The organism is Arcobacter sp. CECT 8989 (genome assembly GCF_004116715.1).
In the GTDB taxonomy this organism is placed as follows: domain Bacteria; phylum Campylobacterota; class Campylobacteria; order Campylobacterales; family Arcobacteraceae; genus Halarcobacter.
Genome location: NZ_PDKE01000004.1, coordinates 112,626 through 129,055 on the forward strand (window position 1 = coordinate 112,626; position 16,430 = coordinate 129,055).

The following is a 16,430-nucleotide window of genomic DNA, read 5'->3' on the forward strand; positions in this document are numbered from 1 at the left end:
TTTTAGACAAACTTTACATAAGCCCTGTCACAGTTTATGTCACAGGATTGTAAGAATTATTAAGTAAGAGTAGTGATTTTGCATCCAAGTGATGGGATTGTTTCAATAAGTTTATATTCAAGCTTAGTTCTAAGCCTATAAATTAATGTTCTTAATGCTCCTTTTGAAACAGGATAATCAGGCCACAGTAAATATTCTAAACTATTAAATGAAACAATACTTCCTTTAGCTTCTACTAAAATACTTAAAAGAGCTCTTTCCTTTATACTTAGTTTTATTCTAAGATTCTCATAGAATAGTGTTTCATCTTTTAGATTATAATAATAGTTTAGTCCTAGATGAATAAAGTCTTTATTTTTAAATAGTTCATAAGAGCTATTTATTTTGTGTAATGCTAAATAGATTGTAGTCTTTAACTCTTCTCTTTTAAAAGGTTTCAGTAAATATGCAATTGGGTTTGTTTTTACTGCTTTTTTTATTGTTTCTTCATCGGAGTAAGCAGTTATATAAATAATAGGGATATTCTTGATTTTTTGAATATCTATGGCAGCATCTATTCCACTTTTACTATTTTTTAGGTTTATATCCATCAAAATTATGGAAGGGTCTTTCTCTTTTACAAATTTTAGTGCTTCATCATAGTTTGTTGCACAAGCTACAACATAGTAACCTAGATTTTCAAGACTTTTTTTTATATCTAAAGCAACAATTGCCTCATCTTCTACAATTAGAAACTTTTCATTTGTCATCATCTTGCCAGATAATTTTTGTCTCTACTCCTTTCGTTGATTTAATCTCTATCTCACCTTTAAGCTGATTCCTTGCAAGTGTATCTACAAGGGTTAAGCCTAGAGAATCAGTTTGTTTACTCTCTTTAAATCCAATTCCATTATCTTTTACAAGGAAAGTGATTTCATTATGCTGTTTAAAAAGTTTTATTTCAATTGTTCCAATAAAATCTGGGAAAGCATATTTAAATGAGTTTGTAAGAAGTTCATTTAATATAAGTCCACAATAAACAGCTTGTTCCATTTTTATATTTGCTCTTACATCTAAATCAATATCAACATCTTTATGATAACTGTCAACAACCTCTTCAATAAGAGCTTCAAAATATTCATAAGTATTTACATGGGAGATATTATCTTGTTTATAAAGTAATTCATGAAGATGACTCATTGCATTAATTCTATTTTGAATAGTAACTAAGATATCTTGTAGTTTTTCATTGTGTATTTCATCTGCTTGAAGTCTTATTAAAGATACAATAGTTTGCATGTTGTTTTTTACTCTATGATTTAGCTCTTTTAATAAAAGCTCTTTTTCAATAAGTGTATCTTTTAAGTCTTTTGTTCTTAAGGATACTTCTTTACTTAATCTTTCAGTCTCATTTTGTTGATGAACGATTAATCTTTTATTTGCTTCATCTTTGTCTTTTTGTAGACTTGTTATTCTATTTGCAAGGGCAATCGAAAAAATAGTTGCTTCAGATACAAAAGAAGCTTCTACAATATAAGGAAAGTAATCATATACGTTAAATATTCCTGCACTTGATAGGAACATTGTAAGTCCAGATATTAAAAATACAAACCATCCAAAAAGTATAAAGTAGGCTTGTTTATTTCTTTTTATTGTTGCATATAGAGTTAATCCCATTAGATAAATTAATAAAAGCATTGTAAGTGTATTTCTATGTTTATCATAATCGTCTGTTAATAAGAAAAAAACAATAGAAATAGGAATTAGGATTAAATAGACGTTTAAAAAAGCATTGTTTTTAGGATACTGCTTTGTATTTAAAAACTCTTTTGTAAATAAAGCAAGGGCAATAATAGGTATAGCAACAATTACAGGTGCATATTTTAATATTTCTTCTATCCAACCATCAGGAAGCATATATATTGTTGCAAAGCCAACATATAAAAGATGATGAACTATAATCCCAATGATATAAACAACATAATATAAGTAACTTATATCTTTTGTAAAAAAGAAGATAAATAGATTATAAATTCCCAAAATAAACATTGCACCAAAGAATAGGGCTAATATCATTTGATGTTTTAACTCTTTTTCAAAGAAAGTAAAGTTTTCCCAAAGTTTGAGTTTTATAATCATAGTTGTAATATCTGAACTTGCTTTTATATAAATAGTTTTTTCACTATTTGGTTTAATTAATATTGGAAAAGCTGAGTTAACTGTCTTAATATCATTTTGTCTAAAATATAAACCTTTTAAGGCTTTAATATTACTATCTAAATCATAAAATGTAATATGACTAGTCAAAGCATTGTCATACTCTAAAACTCTTTTAATCTCTTTATTTGTGGTGTTTTTTAGTTTAAATCGTATCCAAATATTAAAGTTTGGTGCATAACCATAAGAGAGTCTACTTTCACTATTTTTTTGAAATAAATCATCATTCTCTTTTATATCATTTATGCTTAGTTCTTTTGTATAGTCTATATGAATATCTGAATATTTTAATATATCTAGCTCTTTTATATCTTCATAAACTAAAACAGGTTTTGCATAAAGAGTAGTAAATAATAAAAAGATAGAAATAATAATTTTATTGAGCATAAAAAGTCCTAATTGTAATTGCTAAATTATACACAAGATAAATTATTTACATATAAAATATGTCTTTTTTGTTATTATTTAAAAAAAGAGAAACATGGCTAGTTATATTATATTAATTTAAGGTTCTTTTGTTAAAATTTCAACCCTAAAAGTTATTTTGAACTTTTAATTTGGGGTATCGCCAAGCGGTAAGGCACTGGTTTTTGGTACCAGCATTCGTAGGTTCGAATCCTGCTACCCCAGCCACTTTTTCAATATTAGTTAGCCGCGGAATAGAGCAGTCCGGTAGCTCGTCGGGCTCATAACCCGAAGGTCGTTGGTTCAAATCCAGCTTCCGCAACCAATCTTAATCTTTCTCTTTTTTTATCTCTGAAGCAGTCTTGATAATATCGACACCATATTTTTCCCTCAAAGCTTGTATTTCATTTCCTAGTTTTTTCTTTTTTAAATCATTTTCATATTCAAAGATATTATAGGTGTGCTCATTCTCTTTTGAAAAGTTATAAACAGTTATATTAAGTTGTACTACACCGTGGGAAGGATGATTATCATTTTTTAAAAATAGCTCTTTTATATTTGCTTTAAAATCTTCTTCATTAAATATTCTATTTACATTTACAAAATTTTTTGATTTAATTCTTGATTCATATCTTATTTGTAAAGCATAAGATAGTGGGTTTTTATCTGTTTTTTTAACAATAAAAGATAAATATCTACTAAGTATAATTACTCTTCTAATTAACTCTTCTCTATCATAAATAGGATCAAAACTTCTTCCTATTCCTATAGATTTTTTATCTCTTTGAAGATTCAATTTATTATCTTCAATTCCACAAACCCTATTATATAGTTCAATCCCCGGCTTCTTCCATGAGTAAAACAGGTCTTTTTTACCTTCTATATCTCCTAAGGTTTTTATTCCATAACCTTTAAGTCTTTCTTGGTATTTTTTACCAATACCTGGAAACTCTTCTATTGGAATATCTTTTGTGAAATTTTTTATATGCTCTTTTCTAACAAATTTAATTCCATTTGGTTTAGCATGTTCAGTAATTAGTTTTGAAAGGTATTTAGAAGGTGCAATTCCAATTGATATTGGTAAGTCAAGCTCTTTTTTTATCTTTTGTTTTAATTTAAAGGCAAACTCTTCTACATCTTCATCTTTTATATAACCACTTAAATCTCCAAAGAATTCATCAATAGAAAACTGCTCAACTAAGGGAATCTCTTTTTTTAAAAGCTCACATAATCTTTTTGATAAGTCGTGATATAAAGGATAGTTTGGGGGAATCATTTTTAGATTTGGACAAAGTTTTAGAGCTTCATTTACACTCATTGCAGTTTTCACTCCAAAGGCTCTTGCCTCATATGAAGCAGTAGTTACAATTCCTCTTATTCTTCCATTTTCATCTACAAAATACTCTTTAAAACTTTTCTTACCTTCATTTGTAAGAATAGTACTAACAAAAGCTCCTCCATTTTCACTGACTTTTCTTAGCTCTTTTTGACTTGAAAAAATATTTAGATTACTTCTTCCTCCTACAGCAGTAGGAATGTTCTCTAAGGTTTTGTCAACAGTTCTATGGGCGGATACAAAAAAACAGTCTAGGTCTAGGTGTAAAAACATAAAACTATTATAGCAAATAATATTTCAATTTGCAATAAAATTTCATATAGTAATATTTGAGATTAAATCAATATCCTCATCAACAATAATTATTACATCAATACAGTAAGCTACATCAAGTTTTTTTGTTTGTAAATAGTAATCAATACTTCTTTTTAATTTGGATATTTTGGAAGGAGTTATATTATTTATAGCAGATTCATAATCAACAGAGGATTTTACTTCTACAAAGTGATAGGTATCATTTTTCTTTGAAATGATATCTATCTCACCAAGCTTTTTAGCATAAAAGTTTTGTTCAACTATCTCAAAGCCATAGGATTTTAAATAGTCACATGCTTTTTGTTCAGCTGCTTGGCCTTTCTCTTTTGTAGACATGATTTTTTAAATCAACCGCCACCTACAAACTGTAAAAGTTCAAGTTTGTCATTCTCTTTTACAGTATAAGAATTCCATTCATCTTTTTTTACAATTTCCATATTTACAGCAGCTGCCATTACTTTTTCTTCAATTCTTAATTCATCAATAATTGCTTGTAATGTAGAGTTATCTGGGAAGTTTTTATTTTCTCCATTAACAATAAGCTCCATTTAGATTCCTTTGTTTTTAGTGATTTTAACACAAGTTTCTTTTATACTTATCAAATATAAAAGAAACTTTTTATTTTAAGATGGGAATGAAAACTTAGAAAGTTTCCCATTCGTCATCATTACTTTTTTCTGCTTGAATAACTCTAGTTTGAACAGGTTCTTTCTTCTCTACTTTTTTAGGTGCTACTTTTTGTGTTGAGTAGTTTATTTCTGTAGTATGAGAATGACTAGTTGTTTTAACGCTTGTTTTATTTAAAAACTCAGATTTATTTGCTTCATTAACAATATTCATTGCCATTTGTGATGTTTGGTTTGCAATATCACTTGTATTATTAGCAACATTTGCATTTTCTTGAGTTGCTTTATCTAATTGTGCAACTGCATCATTAATCTGTGCAATACCAGTTGTTTGCTCTTTTGAAGCAGTTGTAATGTCATTGATTAGGCTTTCTGTTTCTTGAACTTTTGCATAAATTCCATCATAACCTTCAATCATTTTTTGAGAAATAGCTTTACCATTATTTGCTTTTTCTGTAGCATTTTCAACAATTGTTTTAATCTCTTTTGCTGCTTCAGCTGACCTTGAAGCTAGGTTTCTAACTTCTGCTGCAACAACTGCAAAACCTTTTCCTGCTTCACCAGCAGTAGCTGCTTCAACGGCTGCATTAAGAGATAGAATATTTGTTTGGAAGGCAATTTGATCAATTACTGTAATTGCATCTGCAATAAGTTCTGTTTGTTCATTAATCTCTTCCATAGATGAAGTTGTTTCACTAGCAAGGTTTTGACCTGTTTTAACAGAACCTGTTAATTCTTGAGTATAAGTTGCCATTTGAGCAATATTTCCAGAAGTATTTGTAATAGTTCCAGTAATCTCTTCTAAGGCAGCAGCAGTCTCTTCTAATGAAGCAGCTTGTTGATTTGAACTCACACTTAATTTCTCAACATTAGAACGTAGCATCTCTGCATTTTCATTCATAGTAGACCCGTTTGTTAAGTTATCAAGTAACATTTTATTGATTATCTCTGATAATTCATTTAATGTTTTTGCAACTTCACCTTTAGGGGTTTGGATATTTGTTCTAAAGTCTCTGTTTTTGAAGCTACTTAATACTTTGTTAACTTCATTGATATCATTATGAACATTACTTTCCATAATTTCTAGCATTTCATTAAAGATAATTTGTAACTCTTTAAGTGCTTCATTTTGAGTTGTTTTACTAATTTTTTTATCAAGGTGACCAGCTTTTACTTCTTCAACTACTCTTTTTACATCTTCAATTAAAGCAGCATCTTGTTCAATTAAAGATTGCGTTTTTTGAATATTTTGATTTACTTCTTTAGACATAGTACCAATTTCATCTTTACTACTATCATCAAGCATATCAATATTTGATTGCTCTTTATTTAGGTATTTAAAGAAGTTTAATAGACCATTTTGGAAGTTTTCAAGTGGGTCGAAAATACTTTTCTTTGCAATTAAAAGCATAATAAAAGCTAAGATAATCATAATTATAAAAATAATTATAATATTAGTAATCATAGTACTAAAAATCTCTTCTTCAGTTGCCGCTTTCATTTTATTAATTGAAGTGCTAATATTATCTACATATGCACCCGTTCCAATAACCCAATCCCATGGTTCAAACTTCATTACATAAGAGAACTTTGGTTGTGGTTTTTCAAAACCAGGTTTTGGCCATACATACTCTACAAGACCACCTTTTGGATTTCCTTGAGTGATTTTTGCCATCTCAACAAATAGATATACTCCATTTGGGTCTTTTACTTTTGATAGGTCTTTTCCATTTAGAGCTGGTTTAATAGCATGCATAACCATATTTGGATGGGAATCATTAATCCAGTAGTAACCATCTTTACCATATCTAATACTTTCAATAGCATCTAGGGCAGCTTTTTTATAGCTTTCTGTATTTTCAGGGTCATTTTGCGCTCTTTTATAAAAAGCTTCTACAGTTTTAATAGCTATTTCAACATAACTTTTTAGCTCAGCTTCTTTTGAACTATAAGCATCTTTTTCAAACTTATCTGTAATTGTTTCAGAGGTTTTGTATAGTGCAATATTTGATTCAACTAATATAATCACTGAAACAATTACAATAGAACTAATTACGATTGCTAATAGTTTAGCTTTTATTGATAGATTTTTCATTTAAGTCCTTCGAACATAATATAACTATGCTATTGTACTTAAACTAAGGTATAAAGAAAATTTTTCAAAGTTACAAAAATGTTATTTATAACAATTGTTACTTTTTTACATAAAGAGTTTTAAACCTATCTCCCATTCCTGTAGGCTCAATAAGAAGTTTAACTTTTTGAAGTTCTTTTAAATAGACAGACTCACTTGTATGAGCTTTTAGTATTTCAAGTAGTTCTATTACTCCAAAGTTAACAAGAGAGTTCATTTGTGTATCAAATTTAATATCAGTGATGTTATTTTCCTCAAAGATATCAATTAAATAATTAAAACATACATCATAAGTAATATCGCTTGTTTTATAAGAAGATTGTAGATTTATTTTTTTATCAAAAATTGGTAATACATCGTGGTTCTTATAAACTCTTGTAGAAAAATCATTTCTATAAAATCTATCTCCATAATCAAAAGTTAGAAAGTGAAAGTTTTTGATATTTGACTTAATTGTTTTTATAAATTCTTCATAGTCTAAGCAAACTTCACCTTTAGTAATAGAGTATTTTTTACAGTGTTCTAAAAGTTTTTTATCCTCACATTCTTCAAAAACTATTTTTTCATCTTCAAGAAAAGCTTGGTAGAGAACTTCTTCTTTTTCTAAAACTAATTCACAAGCAAAGGCATCAAATATTTCATTTGCTAAAATAAAAGCACAGTCAAGTTTTACTTCACTTATATCATTGTAGTGAATAAGATTAATCTCATTTCCAAATGATTCTTCAAAATATTGTTTTTGAAACTTTTGTAAATGTTCAAATCTTTCAACAATAGCAAAATTAAGACTCTTTAGCAGTTCTGGTTTTAAAGTATAAATAAATTGAATTATGTCCGCTAAAAGGTAACCATGATGTGCTCCAATTTCTAAGATTGTAGTATCTTTTTTTAAACTACCATTTTGAATTTCATTTATGATTTTTTTAGCAATTGCTCCACCAAAAAAACTTGAAGTAGATACTGATGTATAGAAGTCTCCTTCTTTTCCAATCTCTTTATAAGTACTGTAATATCCATCATTTGAATAAAGCCATTCATGCATATATTGTTTGAAAGTTTTTCTATTTGAATTCATTTTTGAAGTTTAGCTAAAAAAGTTTGATATTTCCTATACAAGGTGTAACTGCATTGTAAATGAATTTAGATATAATACCTATTATAAATTATTTCAAAATAAGGAGTAGCCCAATGGAAAAAAGAACGAAGATTTTAGCAACACTAGGACCTGCAAGTAACAGTGTTGAGATGATTGAGGGGCTAATTAAAGCTGGGGCAAATATGTTCAGGCTTAATTTTTCACATGGTGATCATGAGTATCATTTAAATACATTAAATAATATTAGAACTGCTATGAATAATCTTAATACTACAATTGCAGTATTACAAGATATTTCTGGTCCTAAAGTGAGAATTGGTGATGTTAAAGAACCTTTTGAACTATTAAAAGGTGATGAAATTACTTTTGTTAGAAATGAAATAGTTGGAGAAAAACAAGCTGATAAAAAATATATAGTATCAATCAACTATCCAGAACTACTTGATAAAGTAAAAGTAGATGAGTATATCTATTTATATGATGGAACTATTAGAGCAAAAGTTACTCAAACAGGTGAAGAGATTAAAGCAGTTGTTGAAAACCATGGAGTATTAGCTTCTAAAAAAGGAATTAACTTCCCAAATACTGTAATTGATATTGATGTTATTACAGAAAAAGATAAAAAAGATATCGCTTGGGGTGTTGAAAATAAAGTTGATTACTTTGCTATCTCTTTTGTTCAAAATAAAAGAGACATGGAACATGCAAGAGAACTTCTAGGTAGCTATAAGGGTAAACTTATTGCAAAAATTGAGAAGTTTGATGCCGTTGAGAATATTGATGAGATTATTGAAGCAAGTGATGGTTTAATGGTTGCAAGGGGTGACCTTGGAATTGAAGTACCATATTATGAAGTACCAACTATTCAAAAAAGACTTATCAAAAAAGCAAATGAAGCTTGTATGCCTGTTATTACAGCAACACAAATGCTTTTATCAATGACAGAAAATGAAAGAGCAACAAGAGCTGAAATCTCAGACGTTGCAAATGCTGTTTTAGATGGAACTGATGTTGTTATGTTAAGTGAAGAGAGTGCAGTTGGAGTTGATCCAATTAATACTGTTGAAACAATGGCTAATATTATCAAAAAAACTGAAGAGATTTATCCTTTTGATAAGCATGAAAAGTTAGCATATCATGATGAGTTTGATGTTATTCAAGCTACAGCTACAAAATTAGCAGATGATTTAGGTGCTAAAGGTATTATTGCTCTTACAAGTTCAGGTAAGTCTGCAATGAAAATATCTAGATATAGACCTAAAACACCGATTTATATCTTCTCTCACAAAAGAAGAGTATTAAATCCTTTATGTGCAAACTGGGGAGTTTTCCCAATTGCTAAAATAAAAGCTGCACAAGCATCTAAGATGATTCATATTATGCTTAAAAAGCTTGAGGCTAAAGGATTATTAGATAAAGAGGGAATTTATATTGCAACGATTGGATATCCAGTAGGTATTCCAGGAAGTACAAATACTATTAAGATATTAACTCCATCTGAGATGGATTACTATTTAAACCTTCCAGCAATGAAGAAAAAATAGTTATAGTTTAAAAGGAAGCTTTATTCTAAATAAAGCTCCTTTGAACTTTTGATCATGATAAGTAAAGCTCTTATTCTCTACTTCAATTTTACCTTTTAGATTTGAATCAATTATATTTTTAGTCATATAAAGACCAATCCCTGTTCCTTGTGATTTAAACTTAGTTGTAAAGTATGGTTCAAAAACTCTATCTATGACATCTTTTTTTATCCCACCTGCATTATCATAGATTTCTAGTAACACATTCTCTTTTTGTTTTTTAATTGTTATAAAAATATATCTAGGAGTCTCTCTTTCAAGTAGGGCATCTTTGGCATTGTTTAAGATATTTAATAAAACTTGAATTAACTCATTTTCATAACTATTTATGGAAACATCATCAATACTAAAAATTAGTTCAATCTCTTTATTGTCTAAATTCGCAGAGATAAGGCTTAAGACATTATTTAAAGTATCTTCTATTTTAAACTCTTTAATATGTTTATCTTTTGAGTAATAGTTTCTAAAATCATCAATTGTATTTGATAATAGTTTAGTGCTAGTTACAATTGCTTGTAAGTCTTTGTCTAAATCCTCATTACTTATTTCACCAACTTCTTTTTTTACTCTAATTCCACTAGCTAAAGTACTAATAGCAGATAAAGGTTGTCTCCATTGATGAGCAATATTTCCAAGCATCTCACCCATTGCAGCAAGCTTTGATTGTTGATTTAATAAAGAGTCTTTTTGTCTAAGAGTATTTACTTGTTGTTTTACTTTTTGCTCTAATTCTTCATTTAGTTTATGAAGTTTATTATTACTATCTTCTATGCTTTTTGAGTAGTATTGGAAAATATTTTTTAATCTTCTTGATAGTATAAGTATAATTGCAATAATTAATATAGTAACTAGTAGTGAAGCTAAAACTATAGTGGAAATATCATCTTGTAAGTTTCTATTTAATAGTTCTTGTTTTCTTTTTATTTCTTCATTTAAATTATCATTATAAAGTCCAGTACCTACTACCCAATCTAAAATGGGTACATATTTAACATAAGATATTTTTTTAGAAGGAAGTTCCCCTTTAAAGAGTTTTTTTGATTGTTCATATTCAATAAAAGAAGAACTATTTTTAATTACTTTTTTAACGATTAAGGATACATTTTTCTGTATACTTGCATCTAATTTATCAATTGGAACTCCAATAATCTCTTTATTTTTATGTAGAATTGAAGTTCCTTTTGAATCCATAATAAAAATATATGAGTCATCTGGGTATTTGAGTTTTTTTAGAAATTCTATAGAGTTTTTAGAAATATCTCTTTTAATATCTTTTATATATAAAGCACTTCCTATAACAATATCTAAAGGTTCAAATAGCTTTAAAAAGCCAATTTTTTCTTCTTTTATAGTTGAGTTTGGTCGAGTCCAGTGCCAAGATGTAAAACCTTCTTTTTTATTATTTTTAAATACATCTTCAAAACTTTCATAAAAGTTTAATCCATTTATATCTTTTACATTTTTAATTGAATTTCCTACGTGAGAAGGTGTTCCTGCATTTGATACCACTTTTGCACTTTTTCTATCATAGATAAAAAAGTAACCATCCATATTCTCAAAAAACCTCAATTTATTTATTCTCTCATCAATAAAAGAGTATAGTTCTTCTTTTGGAAGGTGGGAGTGGTTTTTATACATAAGATTTAGATATTGGTATCCAAGGTTTACAATATCTTTTATTGAATGTTTTGATCTAATAATTTCATTTTCATAGTTTTCATTTAGAAGAAGAGTTAGATTATCTATTTTCTCTTTTATTGAGTTTTTTAGTTCTAGTGTATGAGCTTGTCTTAGTTTATCAATTTCATTATTATGAACTTCATATCTAGAAGATACAAATATATTTGTTAGAATAAAGGATGTAAGTATTATTCCAATAATTGGAAGAAGAACAATCCATTTTATAATTTTTATTTCATCTGCTAATTTACTCATGATAAATTATTATAGCATAAAGCTATAATAATTAGGCGTTTTATCAAATGATTTTAGAATATATTTCTAAGAGCTCAATTTGTTTCTGTAGCTCTAAAATTTGTACTTCTAGGGATTTAATTTTTTGAGAGTTTGCTAAAGTATCAACATCACTTTGCGTTTTTAGTTGAGCATTTTTTTCTTCAACAATAATTTTTAATAAAGAGTCATAAAGTTTATAATCTTCTTTTGCTATCTCTTTTTTTCTTTCAATCATATCTATTTTAGAAAGCTTTGTTTTATAGAAATTTTGTTCTTCTAAAATTATATTATTTAGATTTAATTTTGATTTTAGATATTCGATTCTTTGTGCTTCTACATCATTTAATGCTCTTACATCAAGTGGCATTGAAACAGAAACTCCATAGTTAGTTGTTGTTTCATCTTGAATATTAGTATTTCCATCTGTATCATGGTAATGGCTATAATCCATACTTACACTAAAAGTAGGTAAGTATTGAGACATAGACATTGATGCTAAATAATCTTTTTGTTTTACATCAACTCTTGCTTTTGCTAACTCTAAAGAGTTTTCTAAAAAGTTTTCTTTATCTGTAAGAGTTAACTTTGGTAACTCAAACTTTTTATACTCTTTACTTGCTAGATTATTAAAGTTGTTTTCTAACTCTTTTTTTTGAAAGTATAAATCTGCAAGGGCATTTTTAACACTGTTTGCATCTAAAATGGCATTGTCTAAATAAGAAGTATCTAAAAAGCCATTAAACACTTGCTCTTTTTTTCTTTGAATATCTATGTTTGCATTTTTTAATAAAAACTCATTTTTCTTGATATTTAAATCTATAATATGAAGATTAAAAAGTAAAGTAGTTACTTGTTTTATTAACTCTTTTCTTTGAGTTTCAATATCCAAGTCATTATATTTGAAGTTTACATTTGCATATTTTATTGCACTATAGATACCACCACTTTTGAAAATGGGTTGATTTATAGATATCATACTTCTTGCTGTATCGTAAGTCTCAGTATAATCTTTTTTATAACTCAAAGTAACTGGATTAATCCAGTCTTTTCTTAACTTTGAGCTATTTTCTTCATTTTGCTTTTTAGAAAAATCAATAATATCTAATCTGTCTTGCGAAAGAATTTTCTCATCTACTTCTTGGGCAAAAGAACTAGATAGAAAAATAGTTGAAACAAAAAATAGACTAGCTAACTTTTGAAATTGCATTATCTAACCTTTTAAATCCTTCATCAATCTCTTTTTTAGATATTGTTAATGGAGGTAAAAGTCTTAAAGTATTTTTTCCAGCTCTTAAAACTAAAACACCTTCTTCAAAGGCACTTTTTATAATAGCTGCAAGAGAGTCCGCATCTTTTATTCTAATACCTTTCATTAATCCAACACCAACTTTTTCTTGTAATAAGTTAGTATGTTTTTCTACAAGTTCATTTATTTTATTATCAAAGTAGATAATAATCTCATCTAATGTTCCTGCATTTTTATACTCATCTAAAATATCAACAACTTTTCCTGCAGCAGCTGTACTTAAGTAGTTTCCTCCAAAAGTAGAACCATGGTCACCGTATGTAAATAAATCTTTATGTTTAGTTACCACTGCTCCAATAGGAACTCCACCACCAAGACCTTTTGCTAAAGTAATAATATCAGGCTCAATTTCATATAGGTTTGAAGCTAAGAATTCACCTGTTCTATATACTCCTGATTGAACTTCATCAATAATAAGTAAAATACCTTGCTCTTTTAAAAACTTTGCAAGTTCTTGAATATCTTTTTTATCAAAGGGTTGAACTCCACCTTCTCCTTGAACTAACTCAATCATAACTGCAACAGTTTCATCATCAATTGAGTTATAAATATCATCAATTCTTGCATCATATTTGAAACCATCTGGGTATGGTGCAAAGTTTGGTGAGTGCATAGACGCTTGACCTGTTGCTTTAACTGTTGTTATTGTTCTTCCATGGAATGAATGCTCTAAAGTGATTACTTTATATCTTTTTTTATCAAACTTAGTTTCACCATATTTTCTAGCTAGTTTAATAGCACCTTCATTTGCTTCTGCTCCTGAGTTTGCAAAGAATGTAGCCACGTCCATCTCTGAAAGTTTTGCAATTTTTTCAGCAAGTTTTGCTTGAGGTTCAATTGCATAAAGGTTTGAAATATGAATAATATTATTAGCTTGTTTACAAATCTCATCGGCAACTTCTTTATTTCCATGACCAACTGAAACAACTCCAATTCCAGAAGTAAAATCAATATAGTCCTTATCTGTTTCATCAAAAAGTGTTGCGTTAATACCTTTTTTAAAGTTTACATAATTTCTTGCATATGTTTGAAGTACAAACTGTTTATCTAGTGTTTCTAACATTTTTTTCCCTAAAAATTATAATATATAAAAAAGATTATATCTAATTAATATTAACGAAAGTTATCAATAGCTTTTTGGTAGTATCGATTTAAGTCAAAAAGCCCAAATTGTAATTCATCTTGCTTTTTAAATTCATTTGTAAACCAATCATATTCATCCCAAAAATTAGGATTTGCTCTATTTATTATATATTTTAATATTAACTCTTTTTGCTCATCTGTTCCTTGATAATCATAGATTAAGTGGAAAAATTCATTTAAATCTTTTTGTTTTACTTTTACAAAGATATTTGGATAAGAACCAATAAAGCCTTCAATAAAATTGATTCTATCTTTTTTAGGATTCAACCTTGAGTCTTCATCGAACATAAGTGCAACATTATCATGCCATCTATTTATAACCATAGTATAAATTAGGTTTTCACCATTTTTAAGCTCTATTCTTATATAGGCTAAGTTGGTTTTATCATCAGTGTGGTATTGAATAAATTTAGAATTATTTGGAAGAGTTAATGTCTTAAAAGTTTGTTCTATTTGTTCTTTATTTTCATACTCTTTTAAGATCTTTACTGGAATATACTCTTTATCTATAAAGTTAATTGGATCTTTTTTTATATCTAAATATGAGAATAGTTTATCTGTAAACTCTTCTTTATAATCATTTGTTTGGTAATTTATATTTGGTTCATTATTTGAAGGAACATAAAGTGATAATCTTTTTGCTAACCAACCTTTATACCAAGAGTTGAAGTACTCTTTTCTTGAATCCTTTGGTAAAAACTCTAAAAAGTTTGTTTCTCCTTCTATTCTAAGTCTATCCATATGTTTTCTAACTAAAAACTGGTGAGAAGTACTTCCAAAAACATCAAAACCAGCAACAAGTGAATAATAAAGTCTTTCAATTAAAGGAAAATCTATAACCCACATAGTTTTAGGAATATCTCCTAGAGCTCCTTTATGAACTGATGCAGAATCAAAATGTCTATAAATAGTTAGTATTGAATCATTTTTATTATCATTATACTCATTGCCTTTCCAAAGCTCTTTTAATCCAAGACCTTGGGGATAATATTTACTATAAATTTTATTTCTATTTTCAAAATATATTTTTGCTTGTTGATAGTTTTTTATAATTGTAAAGGTTTCTAATAAATCAGGAGTTGCTCCATATTTATTTGGAATAGAAAGGTTCTTTAGGTTTTCATCTAAATAGTTTTTATCTTTCACAGAAACATCTGCTTCGGGGTCAATAAACATTACCCAGAAGTGGTCATTGATTACATTTAGTGCAATTTGACCTTTACAAACAGGACCTCTAATATACGTCATTATAAAGTAGTGAATATTATCAAGTAAGAATTTATACCTACTTTTTGCAGGAATTTGTTTAAAAGTTTTAAGTGCATTTGCAGAAACTTTAGTATCAAAAGCAGGCATATATGGCTTTTCAAGCCAAGCAGTATTTATAAATAGCTCTTTGTAGGTTTTTAATCTTTTATCATCTAATGTATAAACCATATGTGTTTTATGAACAATAGTTGAGGTAATAGGTTGAATTCTATAATAAAACTTCTCTTCTATTTTACTATATGGAAACCTTGTAGGAATAATATCAATTTCACCTGTTTTAGTTCTTGACCTCACTAGTTGAAAAAAGTTTTTACTACTATTGTCAAAACTAAGGTGTGCTAAAAATAAGTGTTCATAGATATATCTAGCAGTAACTTGATATTTCATTTTTTGATTATTAAAAAACTCTTCATACTTTTGAATTTGCTCTTTTTCAAGTTTAGATATTATATTTTTTTTATCATCTACAAAAGAGTTTGATTCTAACCATGAACTTAGAAGTTTATGCTCTTTTTTATTTAATGCAGGAAAACCATAAGGCATAGCTTTGTGAGGGTTTTCTTTTAAATAATCATCTAACTCTTTTTGATTTTTTACACAGGCTAATTCATCTGTTTCAGGAGAGTAGTCACCTTTATTTAAAGGGTTCTTTTGTTTCTCTTCTAATAATCTTAGCATAATAGATTCATTTGATTTTTCAGAATCTTTAAAATGATTAGTAACGGAGAAGAAATCTTTTTCTCTCCATTGCTCTTCTGTTTTAGCATCTACAAAAAGTCTTGAAGGTTCAACGGCAGTTAATCTATTTGCATAAATATCCTCTTTTGAAGCTCCTCTAATAAGTCCTTCAAACGATGAAAGCTTTAATTGACAAGGTGAGTTATAACATGAGTGGCAAGTAACGCATCTATTATCTAAAATAGGTTTGATATCTTTTGTGAATGATAATTGTTCTTTTGCAAATATAGTATTTGGAAATAGGGCAAGTAAAGCTAAAAAAAAGATGAGGTGTAACTTCATTATAAAAATCCTAAAATTTTGAGTGAAAACATTATACTTAAATAA

At 28.0% G+C, this 16,430-nt stretch carries 12 protein-coding genes and 2 tRNA genes; 3 read left to right on the forward strand and 11 right to left on the reverse strand.

Annotation, left to right across the window (positions count from 1 at the left end; all coding sequences use genetic code 11):
• Window positions 1–59 precede the first annotated feature (59 nt).
• Both CRV02_RS05405 and CRV02_RS05410 read right to left on the reverse strand, forming a co-directional pair.
• Window positions 60–749 (reverse strand): response regulator, encoded by a 690-nt coding sequence (locus CRV02_RS05405; RefSeq protein WP_129089476.1) that lies wholly within the window; start codon window positions 747–749, stop codon window positions 60–62.
• Window positions 739–2,583, reverse strand: a complete 1,845-nt coding sequence (locus CRV02_RS05410; RefSeq protein ID WP_129089477.1) for a 7TM diverse intracellular signaling domain-containing protein — start codon at window positions 2,581–2,583, stop codon at window positions 739–741. Before CRV02_RS05410 ends, CRV02_RS05405 begins: the two co-directional genes overlap by 11 nt.
• A 171-nt stretch (window positions 2,584–2,754) precedes the next feature.
• On the opposite strand from CRV02_RS05410, the gene CRV02_RS05415 reads away from it, so the two are divergent.
• Window positions 2,755–2,829 (forward strand) — tRNA-Gln (locus CRV02_RS05415).
• 20 nt (window positions 2,830–2,849) lie between these two features.
• Window positions 2,850–2,926 (forward strand) — tRNA-Met (locus CRV02_RS05420).
• A 3-nt stretch (window positions 2,927–2,929) separates the two neighbouring features.
• On the opposite strand, the gene CRV02_RS05425 is transcribed toward CRV02_RS05420, so the two are convergent.
• The 5 genes from CRV02_RS05425 to CRV02_RS05445 all read right to left on the reverse strand — a co-directional run bounded on the left by CRV02_RS05425 (window position 2,930) and on the right by CRV02_RS05445 (window position 8,087).
• Window positions 2,930–4,210: a DNA polymerase IV gene (locus CRV02_RS05425; protein WP_129089478.1), complete on the reverse strand. Its 1,281-nt coding sequence runs from the start codon at window positions 4,208–4,210 to the stop codon at window positions 2,930–2,932.
• Between the two features lie 42 nt (window positions 4,211–4,252).
• Window positions 4,253–4,588 (reverse strand): YraN family protein, encoded by a 336-nt coding sequence (locus CRV02_RS05430; RefSeq protein ID WP_129084594.1) that lies wholly within the window; start codon window positions 4,586–4,588, stop codon window positions 4,253–4,255.
• 11 nt (window positions 4,589–4,599) lie between these two features.
• The gene (thiS, locus tag CRV02_RS05435; RefSeq protein ID WP_129006494.1) at window positions 4,600–4,800 is read right to left on the reverse strand and encodes a sulfur carrier protein ThiS; all 201 of its coding nucleotides are present in this window, start codon (window positions 4,798–4,800) and stop codon (window positions 4,600–4,602) included.
• 94 nt (window positions 4,801–4,894) lie between these two features.
• On the reverse strand, window positions 4,895–6,973 hold the full coding sequence (locus tag CRV02_RS05440) for a methyl-accepting chemotaxis protein (protein ID WP_129089479.1): 2,079 nt from the start codon (window positions 6,971–6,973) through the stop codon (window positions 4,895–4,897).
• 97 nt (window positions 6,974–7,070) lie between these two features.
• Window positions 7,071–8,087: an SAM-dependent methyltransferase gene (locus CRV02_RS05445; protein ID WP_258239233.1), complete on the reverse strand. Its 1,017-nt coding sequence runs from the start codon at window positions 8,085–8,087 to the stop codon at window positions 7,071–7,073.
• Window positions 8,088–8,200: 113 nt separating this feature from the next.
• Here CRV02_RS05445 and pyk point away from each other — a divergent pair, with 113 nt between their 5' ends.
• A complete protein-coding gene (gene pyk / locus CRV02_RS05450; protein ID WP_129089480.1) occupies window positions 8,201–9,652 on the forward strand; it encodes a pyruvate kinase in 1,452 nt (483 codons plus the stop codon).
• Here pyk and CRV02_RS05455 read toward each other — a convergent pair whose 3' ends face one another.
• The 4 genes from CRV02_RS05455 to CRV02_RS05470 are packed head-to-tail and all read right to left on the reverse strand — an operon-like array spanning window position 9,653 to window position 16,385.
• Window positions 9,653–11,626, reverse strand: coding sequence for a cache domain-containing protein (locus tag CRV02_RS05455; protein ID WP_129089481.1), 1,974 nt, complete (start codon window positions 11,624–11,626; stop codon window positions 9,653–9,655). It abuts the gene before it with no gap.
• 43 nt (window positions 11,627–11,669) lie between these two features.
• Complete coding sequence (locus tag CRV02_RS05460; RefSeq protein ID WP_129089482.1) at window positions 11,670–12,854, reverse strand: TolC family protein; 1,185 nt, start codon at window positions 12,852–12,854, stop codon at window positions 11,670–11,672.
• On the reverse strand, window positions 12,832–14,016 hold the full coding sequence (locus CRV02_RS05465) for an aspartate aminotransferase family protein (RefSeq protein WP_129089483.1): 1,185 nt from the start codon (window positions 14,014–14,016) through the stop codon (window positions 12,832–12,834). Before CRV02_RS05465 ends, CRV02_RS05460 begins: the two co-directional genes overlap by 23 nt.
• A gap of 50 nt (window positions 14,017–14,066) precedes the next feature.
• The gene (locus CRV02_RS05470) at window positions 14,067–16,385 is read right to left on the reverse strand and encodes a fatty acid cis/trans isomerase (RefSeq protein ID WP_129089484.1); all 2,319 of its coding nucleotides are present in this window, start codon (window positions 16,383–16,385) and stop codon (window positions 14,067–14,069) included.
• Window positions 16,386–16,430: the final 45 nt, after the last annotated feature.